This window comes from Alteromonas sp. ABV2_168 (assembly GCF_056161165.1).
Genome location: NZ_JBSWYQ010000003.1, coordinates 270,442 through 289,657, shown reverse-complemented (window position 1 = coordinate 289,657; position 19,216 = coordinate 270,442). Strand labels below are relative to the sequence as shown.

Annotated in this window: 16 protein-coding genes and 1 riboswitch; of the genes, 10 read left to right on the top strand and 6 right to left on the bottom strand. The window is 48.9% G+C overall.

The genetic code is table 11. From position 1 onward, the window contains the following. The first annotated feature begins 72 nt into the window (after nt 1-72). From cobO to ACXAH4_RS06795, 5 genes are all read left to right on the top strand, one after another. On the top strand, nt 73-666 hold the full coding sequence (gene cobO / locus ACXAH4_RS06815; RefSeq protein ID WP_474844983.1) for a cob(I)yrinic acid a,c-diamide adenosyltransferase: 594 nt from the start codon (nt 73-75) through the stop codon (nt 664-666). After that, nucleotides 666-1,523: a cobalamin-binding protein gene (locus ACXAH4_RS06810; protein ID WP_474881243.1), complete on the top strand. Its 858-nt coding sequence runs from the start codon at nt 666-668 to the stop codon at nt 1,521-1,523. Before cobO ends, ACXAH4_RS06810 begins: the two co-directional genes overlap by 1 nt. Beyond that, nucleotides 1,516-2,478: a cobalamin biosynthesis protein CobD/CbiB gene (locus tag ACXAH4_RS06805; protein WP_474881241.1), complete on the top strand. Its 963-nt coding sequence runs from the start codon at nt 1,516-1,518 to the stop codon at nt 2,476-2,478. Before ACXAH4_RS06810 ends, ACXAH4_RS06805 begins: the two co-directional genes overlap by 8 nt. Further along, nucleotides 2,475-3,524 (top strand): threonine-phosphate decarboxylase CobD, encoded by a 1,050-nt coding sequence (cobD, locus tag ACXAH4_RS06800; RefSeq protein ID WP_474881239.1) that lies wholly within the window; start codon nt 2,475-2,477, stop codon nt 3,522-3,524. Before ACXAH4_RS06805 ends, cobD begins: the two co-directional genes overlap by 4 nt. Nucleotides 3,525-3,577: 53 nt before the next feature. Continuing rightward, nucleotides 3,578-3,731, top strand: a riboswitch (cobalamin riboswitch). Between the two features lie 165 nt (nt 3,732-3,896). Continuing rightward, the gene (locus ACXAH4_RS06795) at nt 3,897-5,735 is read left to right on the top strand and encodes a TonB-dependent receptor plug domain-containing protein (protein WP_474881238.1); all 1,839 of its coding nucleotides are present in this window, start codon (nt 3,897-3,899) and stop codon (nt 5,733-5,735) included. A 49-nt stretch (nt 5,736-5,784) separates the two neighbouring features. Here ACXAH4_RS06795 and ACXAH4_RS06790 read toward each other — a convergent pair whose 3' ends face one another. Then, nucleotides 5,785-7,782 carry a cache domain-containing protein gene (locus ACXAH4_RS06790; RefSeq protein WP_474881237.1) on the bottom strand — a complete coding sequence of 666 codons (1,998 nt, stop codon included), beginning with the start codon at nt 7,780-7,782 and terminating at the stop codon, nt 5,785-5,787. A gap of 270 nt (nt 7,783-8,052) precedes the next feature. Between ACXAH4_RS06790 and ACXAH4_RS06785 the strand changes: the two genes are divergently transcribed. From ACXAH4_RS06785 to ACXAH4_RS06775, 3 genes are all read left to right on the top strand, one after another. Continuing rightward, complete coding sequence (locus tag ACXAH4_RS06785; protein WP_474881370.1) at nt 8,053-9,741, top strand: dipeptidyl-peptidase 3 family protein; 1,689 nt, start codon at nt 8,053-8,055, stop codon at nt 9,739-9,741. Nucleotides 9,742-10,139: 398 nt separating this feature from the next. Then, nucleotides 10,140-12,395 carry a TonB-dependent siderophore receptor gene (locus ACXAH4_RS06780; protein WP_474881235.1) on the top strand — a complete coding sequence of 752 codons (2,256 nt, stop codon included), beginning with the start codon at nt 10,140-10,142 and terminating at the stop codon, nt 12,393-12,395. Between the two features lie 128 nt (nt 12,396-12,523). Then, entirely contained in the window at nt 12,524-13,750 is a 1,227-nt protein-coding gene (locus ACXAH4_RS06775) for a PepSY-associated TM helix domain-containing protein (RefSeq protein WP_474881233.1), read from the top strand. 130 nt (nt 13,751-13,880) lie between these two features. On the opposite strand, the gene ACXAH4_RS06770 is transcribed toward ACXAH4_RS06775, so the two are convergent. Genes ACXAH4_RS06770 through folB form a run of 4 tightly spaced genes read right to left on the bottom strand, consistent with a single transcriptional unit; the run spans nt 13,881 to nt 15,933 of the window. Continuing rightward, nucleotides 13,881-14,252, bottom strand: a complete 372-nt coding sequence (locus tag ACXAH4_RS06770; RefSeq protein WP_474881231.1) for a histidine triad nucleotide-binding protein — start codon at nt 14,250-14,252, stop codon at nt 13,881-13,883. Nucleotides 14,253-14,270: 18 nt separating this feature from the next. Continuing rightward, nucleotides 14,271-15,071 carry an undecaprenyl-diphosphate phosphatase gene (locus tag ACXAH4_RS06765; protein ID WP_474881229.1) on the bottom strand — a complete coding sequence of 267 codons (801 nt, stop codon included), beginning with the start codon at nt 15,069-15,071 and terminating at the stop codon, nt 14,271-14,273. Between the two features lie 2 nt (nt 15,072-15,073). After that, nucleotides 15,074-15,568 (bottom strand): 2-amino-4-hydroxy-6-hydroxymethyldihydropteridine diphosphokinase, encoded by a 495-nt coding sequence (folK, locus tag ACXAH4_RS06760; RefSeq protein ID WP_474881227.1) that lies wholly within the window; start codon nt 15,566-15,568, stop codon nt 15,074-15,076. After that, nucleotides 15,568-15,933, bottom strand: coding sequence for a dihydroneopterin aldolase (gene folB, locus ACXAH4_RS06755; protein WP_349584215.1), 366 nt, complete (start codon nt 15,931-15,933; stop codon nt 15,568-15,570). Before folB ends, folK begins: the two co-directional genes overlap by 1 nt. A 144-nt stretch (nt 15,934-16,077) precedes the next feature. On the opposite strand from folB, the gene plsY reads away from it, so the two are divergent. Continuing rightward, entirely contained in the window at nt 16,078-16,677 is a 600-nt protein-coding gene (gene plsY / locus ACXAH4_RS06750) for a glycerol-3-phosphate 1-O-acyltransferase PlsY (RefSeq protein ID WP_119500103.1), read from the top strand. An 80-nt stretch (nt 16,678-16,757) separates the two neighbouring features. Beyond that, nucleotides 16,758-17,954: an MFS transporter gene (locus ACXAH4_RS06745; protein ID WP_474881224.1), complete on the top strand. Its 1,197-nt coding sequence runs from the start codon at nt 16,758-16,760 to the stop codon at nt 17,952-17,954. Here the strand turns inward: ACXAH4_RS06745 and ACXAH4_RS06740 are convergent. After that, nucleotides 17,929-19,152 (bottom strand): alkaline phosphatase family protein, encoded by a 1,224-nt coding sequence (locus tag ACXAH4_RS06740; RefSeq protein ID WP_474881223.1) that lies wholly within the window; start codon nt 19,150-19,152, stop codon nt 17,929-17,931. The genes ACXAH4_RS06745 and ACXAH4_RS06740 overlap by 26 nt on opposite strands. Between the last annotated feature and the right edge of the window lie 64 nt (nt 19,153-19,216).

The following is a 19,216-nucleotide window of genomic DNA, read 5'->3' as shown; positions in this document are numbered from 1 at the left end:
AACCACGTATAGTGCGTTGCGGTCAGAACATCAGTGACAGGCACAGCCCTGAAAACGTAAAAGGTACAAAACATGAGTGAACAGGATAAACATAAAAAGCGCATGCAGGCGCAAAAAGAGAAAGTAGACGAGCGCATTGCACAGGCCACGGAAGAACGGGGCATATTGATTGTGATCACCGGAAACGGTAAGGGCAAGTCAACGTCAGGTTTCGGCACTGTCGCGCGGGCAGCAGGTCACGGTCTGAAAGCCGCCGTGGTACAGTTTGTCAAAGGCACCTGGCCTTGCGGCGAACGGGATTTGCTGCAACAGGTTGGTGTACCCTTCCACGTGATGGGAACCGGCTTCACCTGGGAAACTCAGGACAAAGACACTGATATTAAAGCCGCCACCAAAGCCTGGGAGCAGGCGAAGATCTGGCTCAACGATCCGTCCATTGATGTGGTCCTGCTGGATGAAATCACTTACATGCTGACCTACAAGTATCTTGACCTCGATGACGTTATTGAGACCCTGCAAAACCGCCCTGTGAACCAGAGCGTGGTCGTGACCGGACGTGCCTGCCACCGCGCAGTTATCGATATCGCAGATACCGTCAGTGAAGTGCAATCCCGCAAACATGCCTTCGACGCCGGCATTAAAGCGCAAAAAGGAATCGACTGGTGATGAGATTGCGCTTTCTGCTGCCTTTTCTCTGTTTATTTCTGTCTGTCGCCGTCCGTGCTGACGATATACAGAAACAACAACTCAGGTTAATCGTCCTGGCGCCGCATCTGGTTGAGTCAATGTATGAAATCGGTGCCGGCGATCAAATCATTGCCACCACCGACCATTCCGATTACCCGCAGGCTGCCTCATCCATTCCGAGAATTGGCAACTACGCCCGCTTACAGATTGAAAAAATTCTCCAGTTACGACCGGATGTTGTGGTTGCCTGGCGAACCGGTAACCCCGCTGAAGATTTACTGCGGCTGGAGAAATACAACATTAATGTGGTGTACACCCAACCGGGCAAACTGGAAGACGTGGCAGAAGAGATCCGCTTGTTAGGGCAAATCACAGGCCGGGACTCCACCGCCAACCGCATTGCAGATGACTATCTTATGCGTCTTGAGAAGTTAAAAAACACGTATAAATCTGCCGCGCCGGTGAGCGTATTTTATGAACTGTGGGCCCGGCCCCTTCGCACAGTAGCCGGCGAAGCCTGGTTGCAGCAACAAATCGCGGTATGTGGCGGAGACAATATCTTTGCCAGTATCGATGACGATTATCCTCAGGTCAGCCTCGAGCAGGTGTTGTCAGCCAGACCACAGGTCATTATTCAGCCTTCAACCCACGGACGGGGACAGCCGGACAAAATGGACTGGCAAAAGTGGCCCGGCATCCCCGCCGTAGAGAATGCATTTATTCTCACACCGGATGCAGACAAAGTTCACCGCATGACCACCCGCATGCTCGGGGAAGTAGAAAGTATGTGTGAAGACATAGACAAAGCACGTCAGTTTTACGCCTCTGATGAATGAATGGATAGTCATCCCGCTGGTGTTGTGGCTGGCCCTGCTCCTTGACAGAGTACTGGGCGAACCAGCACGCTTTCATCCGCTAGTTGGCTTCGGTTCCCTTGCCGGTAAGGTTGAGCATTTTCTTAACCGTGCTCCGGCGTCATCATTCAGTATCGTTACCGGTTCGCTGGCGCTAATGCTACTTACCGTGCCGGCCTTCTGCCTGGTACTTTATTTACAATGGACGTTGAACGGCTGGCTGTACGTTATTTTCAGCGCACTGACGCTTTATTTATGTACCGGCCTGCAGAGCTTGCGTGTTCATGCGCTGCAGATTGCCGGACCGCTGAGCAGGAACGACCTCACCACCGCCAGACACTTTACCGGTTATATGGTTTCAAGGGATACAACCAGCCTGAGCAAAGACGAGATGGCCAGCGCCACGGTTGAATCCGTGCTGGAGAACGGGAATGACGCTGTTATCTCCGGGTTGTTTTACTTCGCAGCCGGAGGACCTGCATTCGCCCTGCTCCACCGGCTGGTGAACACACTGGATGCCATGTGGGGCTACAAAAATGCCCGTTACTTTTACTTCGGCCGGGCAGCTGCTAAAGCTGACGATCTGATGGCATTGCCCGGCGCCTGGCTTACTGCCACAGGCTACTTATTACAAAAACATCCGGGACATTTGTTTACCAACCTGGCTAATAGCCGGAAACAATCAGCGACCTATAAAAGCGCCAATGGCGGGCTGGTTATGGCTGCCGGCGCAAATACGCTGGGCGTGACCATAGGTGGCGGGACGCCGGTTTATCACGGCGTATCTGTGCCGGTACCGCTGCTGGGCAGGGGCAGCAACCCAAAGCCGGAGCATATCCGGCAAAGTCTCACTCTGGTAAGTAAAGCTGCGGAGATATTCTGTGTCGTAGTATCTCTCTTTTCCGCCATATTCGCTGCGGGGGCACTTTCATTTTGACGTCATCACCTTTAACTCCATTATCTTCTCCGTCACCGCTTGAGCATGGTGGCCGCCTGCATACAATCGCACAGCAATATAACCGGCCGGTTGCAGACTGGCTGGACATATCCACTGGTATTGCGCCGGAAAGTTATCCGCTACCGGATTTACCGTCTTCAGCCTGGCACCGTCTGCCCGAAATTACCCCTTCGTTTCTTAAGGCAGCCTCAGACTATTATGGCTGTGAAAGCCTTTTGCCGGTTGCCGGGTCACAGAGCGTTATTCAGCACTTACCTGCCATAGTCAGCCGCGCCGGGCGCAAACCACCCCGTGTATGGGTGCCGCACCCCGGTTACAAGGAACATGAAAAAGCCTGGGCAGACATCGGCGTACCGGTTTACCGGTACCGGCATCTCCCTCATCTGACCGCACTGACAAGCGGCGATATTGTTGTAGTGATAAACCCGAACAACCCGACAGGCACCCTTGAAGAGAGGACCACACTCGCTACCGTTCAGGAACAACTGCATGCGCTGAACGGCCTCCTCATCATTGACGAGGCGTTTATGGACTGCACACCGGAACATTCCATGTTGGAGTCTCTGCACGGGGAAAACTTAATGGTATTGCGCTCGGCAGGGAAGTTCTTTGGTCTTGCCGGCATCCGCGCCGGCTTTTTGTTTGCATCCCGTCAATGGCGGGAGCGTTGCTCCGCGGTACTGGGCCCCTGGCAGATTAACGGGCCGGCCTTGCATGTGCTGGAGTCAGCATTTAACGATGTATCATGGCAATCTGCTCAGCGCCGGCAGCTCAACGAGTCTGCATTGTGGCTTGGTAAACTACTGACAACGCACTTCGGCGTTAAATGTACGGGCACGCCGCTCTTTTGCACCATGCCACATCCCCGCGCTCCGGACCTGTTTGCAGCATTCTGTGCAGAGGGGGTTTATCCCCGTCTTACCGATGAGAAAGACGCTCTGCGGTTTGGTATGGTCACTGTTTCGCAAAGACCTCGCCTGGCACAAGTTGTCGCCAGGGTGAGCGGGATCATGGAAAGGCCGTAAATTTAGTAGCAAACCGCCTGTTCACATTGACTTTAGCTTCTCCTGTTTGTAAGGTTGCGCCCGCTGTTTCAGGTGCTTACCGGTACACACCGATGTGTATTTGGGTAAGGTAAACGGGAAGTGTGGTTCTAATCCACCGCTGCCCCCGCAACGGTACAATGCAGTTAATGCATTCAGCCCGACACCGGCCTGTCAGACAGTTTTTTACGAATGAAGCGGAGGGCTTCATCGGATTGCATTGTTCGTGACTACCTTATGCATTTCATTCCTGCATGTAACACCATGCCGGATGTTCAGGCTAAACTGACTTTACGTTTCCGCACTCCCTTTCCCTCCTTCAATCGTTGACACCAATAAGATTGAGGAACACACATGAAAACCAGCAAACTGGCCCTGGCCGTTGCTATGAGCTGCGCTGCTACATCTGTGATGGCGGCAGACGCAGGCAGTACAGAAGACACTATTGAACACGTTGTCGTTTCAAGCCGTATTGCCACGCCACTGCGGCAACTGGCAACCTCCGTATCTGTTGTTACGCAGGAAGAAATCGAACTTCGCGGTTATGCCAACCTGGCAGAAGTACTGCGCATTCAGCCATCCATTCATGTGACTGACAGCGGCGGTATCGGTTCGACTTCGGCACTGCGGATCCGTGGTGAAGAAGGTTACCGTACGCTTATCCGTATTGACGGCGTGGACATCTCTGATCCTACCGGCACACAGGTTCAACCTCATGTTGGTCAGTTACAGAGCGCCAATGTGTCGCGGGTAGAGATCCTCCGTGGTACACAAGGCCTGGTATACGGCGCAGATGCCGGTGGTGTTATCAACATCCAGACCGGCCGTGTTGAACAAGGTACATTTGGCAGCGTGTCCGCCTCTGCCGGCGCGTATAACACCAATAACATTGCCGGTGAAGTGGGTGCAGGTACAGAACGGGTTGATGGGTATTTGTCAGTATCTGATTACTCAACGGATGGCTTTAACGCACGTCTGGACGACACCACCCTGCAGGATGATGACGGTTATGAAAATACCACCGTGCACGCCCGCGTGAATGTTCGTCCGGTTGAAGATTTATCTCTGGGTTTTGTTGTCCGTAATAACGACGGTGAAGGTGAGTATGACCATTGCTACAGCGATGGTTACGTAGACGACTGTCAGAGCAATTTCAAACAGACCAACTTTCGCGTAAATGCTAACTACGAAACAGATTCAGGTAACCAGCAACTGGCGTACTCGAAAAGCCTGGTAGAGCGTGAAAACCTGACTCTCGGCGAGCAAAGCTACTTCACGAAAGGGAATATCGAGCGGGTCGAATATCTGGGTAATACGCAGTTAAATGCTGAGAACAACGTAGTTTACGGTATCGACTGGGAGGAAGAGAGCATTACATCTTCCGGAGAAAGCCGTACACAGACCGGTTACTATGCCGAACTACAAAGCGAATTCACTGAAAACTTATTTACCACCGCCGGCGTTCGCTACGATGATAACGAAGATTTTGGCGAACATGTCAGCTTCCGTCTCAGTTCTGCATACATCTGGGCGCTGGAACAGGGTGATTTGAAATTACGTGGAGCATACGGAACGGGTTTCCGCGCGCCGAGCCTGTACGAAATTCAGTATAACCGTGATTTCGGTTATGCCCCTGCTTCAGACATCGATTTGAAAGAAGAAACCTCCGAAGGTTACGAGATCGGCCTGCAATTTACCCCGTCTGAAGGCACATCTGTTGAGGTGGTTTACTTCGATCAAAAAATCGATGACGCCATTTCTTTTGATCTCGCCACTTACTCCGGCTATCTGCAGGAATCCGGCACGTCGTATTCTGACGGTGTCGAGCTGATTGGTCAGTGGGCGGTAACAGACGCCTGGTTACTGAAAGCTAACTATACCTATAACGATACCGAAGATGCCACCGGCGCTCAGCGAAGCCGCCGGCCGCGGCAACTGGGTTCACTAGGGGTTATGTATCAGTACGAAGCACTGACCGCAGAAGCTAACGTCCGTCTGGTCGCTGATGCTGTCGACAGTGGCGTCAAGCTGAAAGACTATGCACTGGTAGATGTAAGCGCACGTTACAGTGTTAATGAGCACCTGGACGTATTTGGTCGCGTTGAAAACGCGCTGGATGAAGATTACCAGGGCGCATCAGCATTCCGTTCACGTGGACGGGCAGCCCACGTAGGTCTGACTTACGCATTCTGATAGTTGTGCATTAATACAGACAAAAATGGCTGCCCCGGGCAGCCATTTTTTATTGCTGTGATTTCACCGGTTGATTTGGCTCACCGATAATAGCGATAACATCATTATGATAACCGTCTGACGTTTTATATTCCCTGTAGCCTTTTGATACGGCAAAAGCCAGAATATATTCCTCGCCGTTAATCTCATGAATACCTGCACCTTTGTGCCCGTTACCACCTTTACTGATGATATCCGGCAACGTGATTCTGTCACCGGTTCGCCAGTTTGCATTGTCAGTGGTACTGATCACATGCCCGTTCCTGTCGGTGTACAGACCAAATATACCGTCATTTTCCCCGCCGGTGACATCCTCCAGCATTTGTTTAAACTCGGGTCCGCTGTCGAAGACCAGTCCAATCCCACCATTTACCTGACCGTCTGCGGTAATCGCTGCGTTGTAAATGTAGGTATGCTTACCCTCATAGTAATGACAGGGCACGAATTCTGATACACAAAACTGCTGCGAGCTTTTCAGGTTAAACACCTGTCCGGCCCCAGTATCAGCATGAACCGTGGTTCCTTCCAGCGCTTTCATTGCCGGACGGGAAACAGCAACGATTTTTCCATCCCGGTCATAAATATACAGGCCGGTATAAACAGTATAGAGATCGTTAATATAGCCAAGCACGCCGGCCATTGCCGCAGCATCATCAGGGGAACTCCGGCGCTTGTTAAGTACACTCTGAAACAACCCTGTGAGTGCCCACCAGCGGCAATCGTTCGCCCGCTCATAAAGATTTCTGTCCATGATATCGATGGCAAGAGCAGCCTGAAAAATCAGTCCGTCGTAATGCGTGTTCAGCGCAGTATTCATCAACTGACTTACTGAGTCGGTAAAAATTGACTGCATTTGCCGGCCAATTTGCCGGATCTCTTCCAGAATGGGAATAAACTCGTCAGCATCACTGCGGGCAGCAGCTATCCGTCCGTTAAGCACAACGAGATCCAAATCCTCAGTCACAATTTTCGCCTTGTGACGTATGTTACTCAATGCCGGTGAAAAGCCGCGCCAGCGCTGAACATCGTCACTGTTTCCTTCACTGTTCTCAGGATGTGCCGACATGCTGGCAAACGGCAGCAAAACACATCCTTGCCAGCCAAGCCCCGCATAGCCCTGATAGCCACGCGTGCGGGCTACGGTGCAGTAGTACTCATGCTTACCCAGAGTAATGATCTGATTACTGCGACTGACATTCAGCGCCGTCCCCCGTGGTAGCACAGTTTCGTCAGCCGACACCAGTGTATTTCCCTGCTTATCGAGCAATGCCATGATCGCACCGGATCCGTCATCCAGATCGGCAAACAAACTGCGCATCTCACCTTCCAGTTTGAAACTCATGCATAAAACGCCGGTAACACGTTGGGTCTCAGGATCTTTCACAGGCGCAAGGAAAAGGGAGGACAGGGGAAAGGCTGGCCTCAGAGGAGAATAGCGACAAATTTCCAGATATTCATGTTCGCCGGTCAGTACTTCTGCAATCACCGGATCATCGCCGGAAATATCTGCGCCTGTATCCATCTGTGCTTTTAACTGTCCGGTCTCATCAAACAACATAATGTCATCATAGACAGAATACTTGGCAGCATATTCAGTCAGGCGTTTCACAATGGCATACGTATCCGGCCCGTGATCTGTGCTATCACTAAGGAATGCCAGTATGTCAGCATCTGTTGCCAGAAATCCAACGTCTGCAGTGCGTTCAAACAGATTTCGGACTGGTATATCAATCAGCGTTTGCGCAACAGCCTGATTTTTTACTCCGCATTGCTGCGTGTTTTCAGACAGCAGATTGTCTATGAGAATTTCCTGCAGTTCGCTGAATTCGGCTTTTGTTTCAAGCATATTGCTGAGTAAACTCTGGGGTACATTCAGAGAATTGATTTTGCCGACCAGTGCCACCTTATCCCACCAGCTGTTGAGACTGACCAGATTCGATTTATGACCGGATACTGTTGTAAAAATATCGAGGAACTGACTTTTATTATTTTTGAGTAGCGCTTCCACTGTGACACCTTATACTTTAGTATAAATTATTGTTTTTTATCAGCATTTTTAAATTACCCTAGCAGATATTAAAACGCCGGTTTGTATAAATTTTGTTAAACATGGCTTTTTTTTAAACTTTTTTATGCGTCCTGCCAGTGCAAGTTGTTAAAAGGACTTCCCCTTAACAGACGGATATTCAGCGCAAGTGACCGCAGCAGATGTTGAACATGCACAATGTTTTGTGTATCAATCGGTGGGACAAACTTGTTTGGAAAAATAACGATGATAATGAATACCCGTAAAGCCCGTTTGAGTATTGCCGTTGCTGCTGCCGTTTTTGCGCTGTCAGCCTGCTCAAAAGCACCGGAAACGACAACCCCCCATACACCTGAAGCGCAATCTGCTTCTGAAAAGTCCGGCCAGTTGCTGGTCGACCCTGCCCGACTATCTATTTATAAGCCTGTCGAATTAACGACTGATCTGTCACGTTTTTCTGATGATCAGAAGGCCATGCTTTCGCTGCTCATCGATGCCTCAGTCATCATGGACAGACTTTTCTGGAAGCAGGCGTTCAGTGGCGATAAAGATACGTTCCTGAAGTCTTTCAGTAACGAAGACGTTGCCCGTTTTGCAGATATTAATTATGGCCCCTGGGATCGCCTGAACGGTGACGCCGCTTTTCTTAAAAACACAGACAGCAAGCCTGCCGGCGCAGAATTCTATCCTCACGACATGACTAAAGAGGAGTTCGCGGCAGCAGACTTTGCAGATAAGGACGGCCTTTATTCGCTGGTAAAACGCAAGGACGACGGCTCCCTTCATAGCGTACCTTACTCAGACGCATACAAACCTGAACTCACCGAAGCGGCAGCACTGCTGAGAAAAGCCGCAAAACTGGCCGGCAATGAAGAATTTGCGAATTACCTGAATTTGCGGGCAGACGCCCTGTTAAGCAACGATTATTACGCGTCTGATATGGCCTGGATGGACATGAAAACCAATCCTGTTGAACTGGTGATTGGCCCCATTGAAACCTACGAAGATCAGCTTTTTGGTTACCGTGCCGCCTTTGAAGCTTATGTTCTGATAAAAGACCTGGCCTGGAGTGACAAACTGTCTAAGTACGCGCAGTTTTTGCCGGAGTTGCAAAAAGGCTTACCGGTACCGGATGCCTATAAAGCAGAAATGCCCGGCTCCGATGCTGATTTAAACGCCTATGATGTCATCTACTATGCAGGCCACTCCAATGCAGGCAGTAAAACCATAGCGATTAATCTGCCTAATGATGAACGGGTACAACTGGCGAAAGGAACACGTCGTTTGCAGCTTAAAAACGCCATGCGCGCCAAGTTCGACGAAATCCTCATGCCCATTGCAGATGAACTTATCACCCCTGAACAGCGCAATCACATCACCTTCGACGCATTTTTTGCCAATACTATGTTCCATGAAGTTGCTCATGGTCTGGGTATCAAAAACACGCTGGACGGCAGCAGCACCGTCCGTGCCGCACTGAAAGAACATGCATCAGCCCTTGAAGAAGGGAAAGCTGACATTCTCGGTTTATACATGGTGCAGAGCCTGCTGGAAAAAGGCGAGATCACTGAAGGTGTACTTGAAGATTACTACGTGACTTTCCTTGCCGGGATTTTCCGTTCCGTGCGTTTCGGTGCCAGCTCGGCCCACGGCAAAGCCAACATGATCCGGTTTAACTTCTTTGCTCAACAAGGTGCGTTTACCAAAGATGAAGACGGCTACTACAGCGTAAACATGGAAAAAATGGGCAGCGCGGTAGAGGCATTAAGCCGGTTGATTTTAACTTATCAGGGTGACGGCGATTACGACGGTGTTGCAAAACTGGTGGACGAAATGGGGGTCATAAAACCTGAATTAGCGTCTGACCTGGCGAAGCTCGAAGCCGCTAATATTCCTGTCGATATTACCTTTAAACAAGGTAAAGATGTTCTGGGATTGTAGACACGACTTCCAGTTTGCTCTCCGTAAATAAGGCCACTTCAGAAGAAGGGGCCTTATTGTTTTCAAACCTAAATTTACCCCGACGATCTAAATCTCAGGACACTGTTGTTTACACACCTGGTGAGTCAATATTTTACCCCCGGATGACGGTTGCAGCTTAACAAAAAAGACATGCAGACAAATCAAACTCAATTATTTAGTGAAGATCACAGACTAAAGTCCTGAGCATGTGATCACTTGAAACATTTATTATTCCACCGGTCACCGCTGTTTTATTCCTTTTGTTCTGTTGTATGTAAGTAATTAGCTTGCTGACTCATTTCTATTAGCTTACCATTAACTGAGAATAAAAATTATTACTATTAGTGAATAGTACAAGGAAATATAGTAGTCGCGATATGAATAAAACACTTTTAAGCACACTTTTCGCCACCATGTTTTATGGTCTCAACTCTCCTTGTGTCCTGGGTCAGGAACAGGATGAGGCGTCCAACGGAACAAAAGAGATTGAGGTTATCAGCGTTGTTGGTACAAACCAGTCCCGCTACATAATTGAAGCTAAAGATGGTGCGACAGGCCTGAAACTTTCATTTTTAGATAACCCTCGCAACGTCACGCTCATACCTGAACAGCTCGTTCTGGACAGAAAAATTACCACGCTGGAAGAAGCGCTTAGAAATGCCCCCGGAGTAAGTGCCGGCGATGGCTTCGGCGGCACAAACGACGACTTTTTCATGCGTGGCTTCAGACGTAATGCTTTATATCGCAACGGCTTTAAAGTAACTTCGAATTTTAAAACCAACCTTTCAAACACAGAATATGTACAGTTGGTTAAAGGCCCTGCAGCCATTACGTATGGTCAGGTTGAACCTGGTGGTGTTGTAGACGTGCGCACCAAACGGCCCTTAAGTAAACAACGCATCGCGGGTGAGGTGCGCTATGGCACATTTAACGATAAATTTGCCATGATTGACTACGCACAACCTGTCAACGATGATCTGGATATTCGTGTTGTCGCTTCAACACAGAATTCTGATAGCTTCAGAGATTTTTCAGAGATCAAACGCGATACCATTGCTTTTTCTTCTCGCTATTTCGTCAGTGATACCACTCAGTTGAACCTTGCTTATGAATGGCGTGATGAGTCCCGCCCATTGGATAGAGGGACAATAGCTATTGAGACCTCCGAAGGTCCTAAAATCATTAACGATTTACTGGATGTGCCATATAGCCAGCGCTTCGGTAGTCCCTGGGAAATTGCTGAAGTTGACTATCAAATTCTCGAATTGGGTTTAGAGCATGAATTCCTTACCAATTGGAGTATAGAAGCTAACTTTGCACGAGAGGACTCAACGGGCAATGACTTGCAATCCCGTCCCAGAATCGCTTTCGTTGTAGATGCAGACACGCCAATTAACGACCAGGGTTATGCAACTGGTTTATTCGACCCCGCGATCATCACATCCGGTGCTGTTTATGATGATCCCGACGACCGCGTATATTTAGTTAAGCGTCTGGACGGGAGTCGGGACCGCGACATCGAATCGACCCTCGCTAACGTAAAAGTACGCGGAAGTTTTGACTTTGCAGGAATGACACATCAGATCATAGTGGGTGCAGATTATATTGACAGTGTTACCACTCGCCGGTTTGTTACCGGTGCGCAAACAGATGGCATTACGGCTCCCTTTCATAGCTTTATCGACCCGGTTTACACACTTTCCGATGGCTTTTCTTTAGAAGGTGTTCCAGTTGATACATGGAGAAATGAAGATACAGGTTATTATGCAAACATCTTCACTGATGTTACTGAGTCATTTGCAGTACTTGCAGGAATTCGTTACAGCGAAACCGATTACGAGTTCGACCGCGAAGGTACCATACTGGCTCAAACTCGTGCATCCGGCATAACGCCACAGGCAGGTTTTACCTACCGTCCATTTGAAACGGTTTCGTTCTTTGCTTCTTACGCAGAATCTTTTGAACCTAACGCTGTTGTGCCAAACAATGCTGGCGAAGTAACAGAGATTGCTCCGGAAGAAGGTGAACAATTTGAGTTTGGTGTAAAAAGCGAACAGCTTAACGGTAAAGTACAGGGGTCGTTAACACTATATAGTATCGATAAAGTAAACGTTGTCGACGGCCTGGATGATGCCGGCAACGTCATATTTATTGACGGGCGTTCCTCTGATGGTGTTGAACTCAGCGTTACAGGCCAGCCACTGGACGGTATGAATATTTCAGTTTCCTATGCATATACCAATGCAGAAGACAGGGATAGCGCCGGAGTGACACGACAAGCTGAAAGTATTGCTGATAACATTTTAAACCTTTATGCATCTTACGAATTGCAGAGTGGAGATTTTGAAGGGCTTGGTATTGGTGCGGGCTACTACTATGAGTCTGATCGGGTTATGGACGCTGAAGGGAACCTTTCATCTCAGTTAAACCTGGGCGATGTTTCTTTGGTCGATTTATCGGTTTGGTTCACGCTTCCGACTTCGGGCATAGTTGGGAAGTCAGGAAATGTCCGTCTTCAACTTGCAGCCAAAAATGTGTTTGATGAAGAATACTATGGCGCTGGCTTTACCGTTCTGCGTATCCCTTTAGGTGCGCCGCGCACAGTAATTGCATCGGTATCATTTGATTTTTAGTGATAATTCCCCTCACGTTTATACTGGTGTAGTTAAAGCATTTCGCATACTTGTTGTGTGATTTCAGAGAAGTATACACAGCCAGTTGAGGCTGGCTGTGTATAATGCGTTCAAAGGTTTTGTTCTACGTGACAAAAGAAAATAGAAAAGGGTTAAAGAAACTCTACAACTGGCATGCATGGGTTGGGTTTCATCTGGCTATTTTAATGTTTGTCGTATTGTTCACGGGCACCGTAGCTACTATTTCAAATGAGATAGACTGGTTAATTTTCGATGAATTACGCGCATCAGAAAAACCACCTGGACGAAGCAGTAAACCCACAGATGATGACTGGGTTGAAGTATATGATGCGATAAAAGAAGCATACCCTAATGGCCAACCCCGTTTTATGCTCACAATGGGCGAGGATTACCTCACTTTTCGGGCTACGATTGAAGACGAAACTATAGACAACCAATTTGTTCAGGTTGATCAATGGACTTATGAAGTGACTGGCACCATGCCAAGACTGACGGTTCAACGTTTTTTCCGCGATTTCCACAGATATCTGTTTATGCCTGCCCTCCCCGGCATTATCTTCGTTTGTGCTATGGCATTCGCCTTATCTATTTCAATATACACAGGAATTAAAACAACTAAGAATTGGCGCAAAGCGCTGTTTCGCGTTCGCTTTGATAAAGGAGGCCGAATCGCTTTAAGTGATCTGCATAAATTTCTGGGGTTGTGGGGAATCTGGTTTAGCGTGCTAATCTGTGTAACGGGTTTGTGGTATTTTTACGAGTTTGGCTACCGGTTCTCAGGAAGCAGTGTTGAGCCACGTGGGCCTGAAATTGAGCGTAATGTGCAACACAATGATCTAGCAGCATCAATCCAAAATCAACCAACTGAAGGCATTCATTTAACGTCTAAAGAGTTTGAAAAAGCGATACGTACAGCGCAAAAAGCCCACAAAAATTGGCATATCACCTCAATCTTTATACCAAACGATCAGACTTCCCCAATTCAAATGCGAGGAGTGAAAAACAACCCACTGCTGCGAGACAGAGCGTACCGGGTTTTCATTCATCCTGAAACCCTCGAAATCATAAGCACTTTTACACCTGAATCTATTGGTGTAAATGCATACTTAAATGAATACGCCGACCCGTTACATTTTGGCACTTTTGGGGGTATCTGGACTAAAATCACTTGGTTTATTTTTGGCATCACCCTTACCGGTATGTCCTTTACTGGCGTGTGGATGACATGGAAACGCACTAAATCCACTTCCTTATCGCGCGCACAAATCGGTACGTTACCAATTTTCGTGCTAGCGGTAATAGCCCTGTACTTTTATATCGGACGTTTTACCTGAGGCCAACCATACATTTTATACTTTCAAAAATACCGGCAGAAGTTCATGTTCAGGCAGTTTCACTAAGAAAATACCATGGAATAAATAATACAGGCGATGATGCTCAGCTATTGCCACTTAAGCGCTTAGCTTATTCCAGCGCTGTTTTCAGCTTCTCAGTGTACGGAGGCCAGCCCAGCGGCTTGCCGGCGAGTACGTGCAGATGAATGTGATAGACCGTCTGACCACCGGACTCATTGCAGTTCATTACCGTACGATAGCCCTGCTCTGCGAAGCCCTGTTCTGCGGCGACTTTCGCAGCCACATAACTTAAGTGCCCGACCACGGCACGGTCCTCTTCTGCAATGTCGTTAATGGTTGCGATGGGTTTTTTCGGGATCACCAGAAAGTGCACCGGCGCCTGCGGATTAATGTCTTTGAATGCCAGCGCCAGATCATCTTCATAAATGATCTCAGCGGGAATTTCTTTGTTGATAATTTTCGTAAAAATGGTCTCTGACATTCTAATTCTCCATGCAGGTTAAGCGAACACGAACCAAAGCAACACCGCGCCTAAAATCATGCGGTAGATAACAAACGGCAGCATGCCGATGCGGGAAATCCAGCTCAGGAACAGGAAAATACATAAATAGGCACTGATGAACGAGAATGCCGCACCGTACAGCAACGCGCTCCAGTCTACTGCTGTCGTCGCCTGAACTAAATCAAAGGTTTTCAACGTACCTGCTCCCAGAATGACCGGAATAGACAGTAAGAAAGAAAACCGTGCACAACTCTCGCGGTCCAGACCTAACATCAATCCGGCCGTCATCGTAATGCCAGAGCGTGATGTGCCCGGGATCAGCGCCATCACCTGAGCGATACCAATGATGATCGCCTGTTTCATGGTGATATTTTCCAGCGACTGCGTGTGTGTCGCTTTCACGTCGGCATACCACAGTAAGAGTCCGAAAATAATGGTTGTGGCCGCTATCACCAGCGCAGTTCTGGCATTCATTTCAATCCAGTCATCCAGTGCCAGGCCCACAAGCACAGCAGGAATAGTCGCCAGAATGACATACCAGGCAAGCTTGCTGTTGGTATTCTGATTCTTTGTAAATCCCCGGGTCAGCCAGGCCACTGTCATTTGCGCGATTTCCTGACGGAAGTACAGCATAACAGCCAGCAAGCTGCCTACGTGAACAGCCACATCAAAGGCCAGCCCCTGACTATCCCAGCCAAGCAGTTCCGCCGGCAACAACAAATGTCCCGAACTGCTGATTGGCAAAAACTCAGTTATCCCTTGGATCAGGGCAAGAATAATAATTTCAAAAAGCGTCATCCCTAAGAATCACTCCATGTAAAATCGATAGGCCATAGCCGTTGGGAAGTTTGATCGTATTCCTGCCACAACTGCCGGTAGGTTTTTCCTGTTACGGGGTGCACGTGGTCAGGCAACAGTTCTGCAAGGGGTTGCAGTACAAATGCATTGTGCAAAATTTCTGCCCTCGGCAACGCAACAGGGTGCGTTGTCTCTACGTTGTCGTAGGTTAATAGATCTAAATCCAGAGTGCGAGCACAATACTTTTTTTCACTGTGAGTCCGGCCATTTTCACGCTCAATCGCTTTCAGCGTGGCATTCACATCACCGGGACTTAAAGTCGTTTCAGCACTGATCACACAGTTATAAAACGGTGAACCATCAAAGCCAACCGCTTCACTTTCAAACATTCTGGAACACGTTACCGCAGAAAAGTGACGTTTTAAATAAACGTACCCTTGTCTGGCGTACCAGGTACGCTGAACGTTAGTGCCCAGACTGATGGTAATAAGGTGCATCAGTCACCACGACTCTGTTCAAAGACAACTGTCACTGTATTTACATCCGGCAGAATATCCGGCTTGGTGATCGCCAGCTTAATGTGCGCGACAGGAAAATCCTTAAAGACAGCGTTCATCACGTGGCCGCCAAGGGCTTCAAGCAACTCAAAGGTCTGATCGGCGGCGGCATCCTGAATAGCTTTTGCCAGCAATGCATAATCAATGGTGTCTTTTACATCATCGCTTTGCATTGCCGCAGACAGGTCGGCCTGTACGGTCACGTCAAACAATAGTGTGGTTTTGCGGGTCCGCTCCCAGTCATACACCCCGATCAGGGTATCAACTTTAAGACCGGACAGAATAATGTGTTGCGTTTGTGGCATAAGTTACAGCGCCTGCGGCTCGCCTTACAGTGGTGGCCGCCACTTTACCACAACTGCCCCTGCGGTCACTAAACCTTGCTGGTATTTTACCTGCGATTCCTGTTAGTCTGCGTGCATGTAACGTATTGATAGTGTCTGCAACAAATGATCGCCCTGGTAATTCTTATGGTCTGTATCGCTTACCTGATGGGTTCGCTTTCCAGCGCCGTTGTGGTTTGCCGGTTATACCAGCTTCCTGATCCCCGCGCCGCCGGTTCAAATAACCCCGGGGCCACCAATGTATTCAGACTCGGCGGCCGCGTTCCGGCAGCCCTGGTATTGTTCATGGACGTGTTTAAAGGCACGGTGCCGGTGTATTGCAGCTACTGGATGGGCATTGAACCTGTTGCTCTGGGTTTTATTGGCGTTGCGGCCTGTCTGGGACACATTTTTCCGCTGTACTTCGGCTTCAAAGGTGGCAAAGCCGTGGCTACCGCTTTTGGTGTATTGTTGCCACTGGGCCCGGAACTGGCTGGCTTGCTGATCCTGACCTGGCTGCTGGTCATGTTTGTCTGGGGCTATGCCTCTCTGGCAGCCATTATTGCGGTAAGTCTGGCGCCGTTATTTACCTGGTTTATCAAACCTATGTACACCGTTCCGGTGATCATGTTGTCGGTGCTCATTATCTTTCGGCACAAAGACAATATTCAACGCCTGCTCAAAGGTGAAGAAAGTAAAGTGTGGGATAAAGTACGTTTAAAATAAAACCGCACACTGCCAGAATAACGAATGTCACCGGTTTACCGGCAAACTCTTCATTTCTTTCTGTAATCTGAGAAAACATCATGCATTTTCAGGCGCAAACCCGCTTGCAGTTCATCATTTTCATGCTGGTCTGTGCCGCGTTTACCAACATCTATATTACTCAACCGGTACTTCCTGTACTCCGTCAGGACTTTAATACTGACCTGGTCATGGTGTCTTTCACGGTATCGGCAGTGGTGTTGGGCATAGCGCTGGCAAACCTGCCTTTCGGATTAATATCAGATAAATTTCCGGTTCGCCCCGTCATCGCAACAGGCGGAACCGCCATTGTTCTGTGCGGACTGATTTGTGCGGTCACAGACAACCTGAATGTACTGATTGCCGCAAGATTCGTACAGGGCATCTTCGTTCCGTCGCTGACAACCTGTATCGTTGCCTGGCTTTCCCGCTCACTGCCCCCTGAAAAATTGAATGTTGTGATGGGCGCTTATGTGTCAGCCACCGTTGCCGGCGGTCTAGGCGGCCGGTTACTGGGTGGCTGGGCGTTTTCTCCGGAGCACTGGCGTTATGCATTTGTTGCAACCAGTCTGTTCACGCTCATTGCCTTTTCGCTGGCTCTGTACGGTCTTCCACGTGATAAGCGCGAAAAGTCTGACCCGAAAGCGCCTGCAGTCCGTTACATTCAACTTGTCAGGCAGTGGCCGCTTTTACGACTGTACCTGTGTGCACTGAGCGGATTCGGCATTTTCTCGTCAGTATTTAATTTTCTGCCTTTTCACCTTACTCAAGCCCCATTTGCATTCACCACTGAGGACACCACCCTGCTTTACATGGTGTATCTTACCGGCGTGATGATTGGTCCGTTAACAGGCAAGCTCAGTAACCGCATTGGCAGCGGCAACACCTTACTGACAGGTGCTGCTGTACTGTGTGTTTCCCTGTTGATGTTGTTGCTTCCCTCGGTGCTGGCTGTCACTGCCGGGCTGATTTTACTGTGCGCAGGTTTTTTCACCATTCATGCCGCTGCTGTAGGTGCACTGAACAGTAAACTTACCGGCGGACAAGGCCGTGCTAATGCTCTGTACACGCTGTTTTACTATGTGGGTGGCTGGGCCGGTATTACCCTGTCCAGCCTTTTATACAAGCATTTCGGATGGAATACGCTGGTAGGAGTACTGCTGCTTCTTCTGATCATTCCGGTAACCGCAGGGTGCTTTGAGCGACGCTTCAGCCCCCGCGGTACGGGTCAGATTACTGCTCAACCAGACCAAGATTAAAGGTGTTGCTGCCACTGTCTGTTTCAGGCACAAATTCCAGCTTCATCAGCTTCGCCAGACCAGGATAAATTTCCAGGTTTTTCATCGGCGGTATGGTCGCCCCCTGTCTGAAATCAGGACCTGCAGCAATAAAGGTGGCAGCCATGTCTTCCAGTGTTGCATCAAAACCGTGAGCACCTTTACCATCGTGGGTGCTGTCACTGACAAAGTAACCCGGGGGCCGGATTTCCAGCATGATGTCGCCGGTACGCTGATCCCGTTCCATATGAACGCTGGCTCTGCGTGAATCGGACATCACCGAATAACGCCCTTTAGCAGCATCTTCTAAAGACGCCTTCAGCGCACTGATTTCCTGCTCCGTTGTGCCTTTTTTACCATAGATAAGTACCTGTGAACCGCGGGTCTCAACGGCAAACTTGTCGCTGATCCCAAGCTCAGCCTCTACCACCTTGCTTTCCTGGCGGATAGCCGTCATACCGTGATCAGACACCAGCACCAGGTTAACCGGGATATCCAGCTGTTTGATTCTGCCATAAAGCTGGCCAATCAGACCGTCTATGAGCTGAACAGCGTCGTAGGTTTCTTTAGCATCAGGCCCGAAATCGTGCCCTTGCGTATCCACCAGTGAAAAGTAGCCCGCAATGAAATGCGGACGCGATACTTCAGGTAAAGACAACCATTCGGTTATCTGATCAATTCTTCCCTGATAATCCGCATATTTAGAGTAGTGATAGTGATAAGACGGCAGATTGCCGTTAATTCTGGCATCAGATTCCGGCCAGAAATACGTAGCCGCCTTTAAACCGTTAAACTCCACCAGATTCCAAAAAGGCATACCAGATAACCAGGTCGAATCGCCGTACCCTTTACCCATGGAATATCGGGCATAACTGTCTTTTACAGGGCGGGATTTGTCGTAAAAAGCGTTATTTACGATACCGTGGTGAACGGGCAATAAACCGGTGATTATAGAAATATGATTGGGAAATGTGCTGGACGGGTACACCGGAATCATCTTCTCAGCCCGCACCCCGTCTTTCGCAATTTGTGCAATATTGGCCGCGTTGTGTTTTTCCACATAATCGTGGCGAAAACCATCTATGGATATCATCACCACATAAGGCGTGTCATCCATCGCCTGCACGCCGGTTGTCAGTACAGCCAGCAAAAGTGTTGCCCACAGTCCTTTTCGTTTCATTGTTTTGTCCGTCTTTTAATACTTGGCACAGTATAAAAGTGGACTGTGACAACAACAATTCACT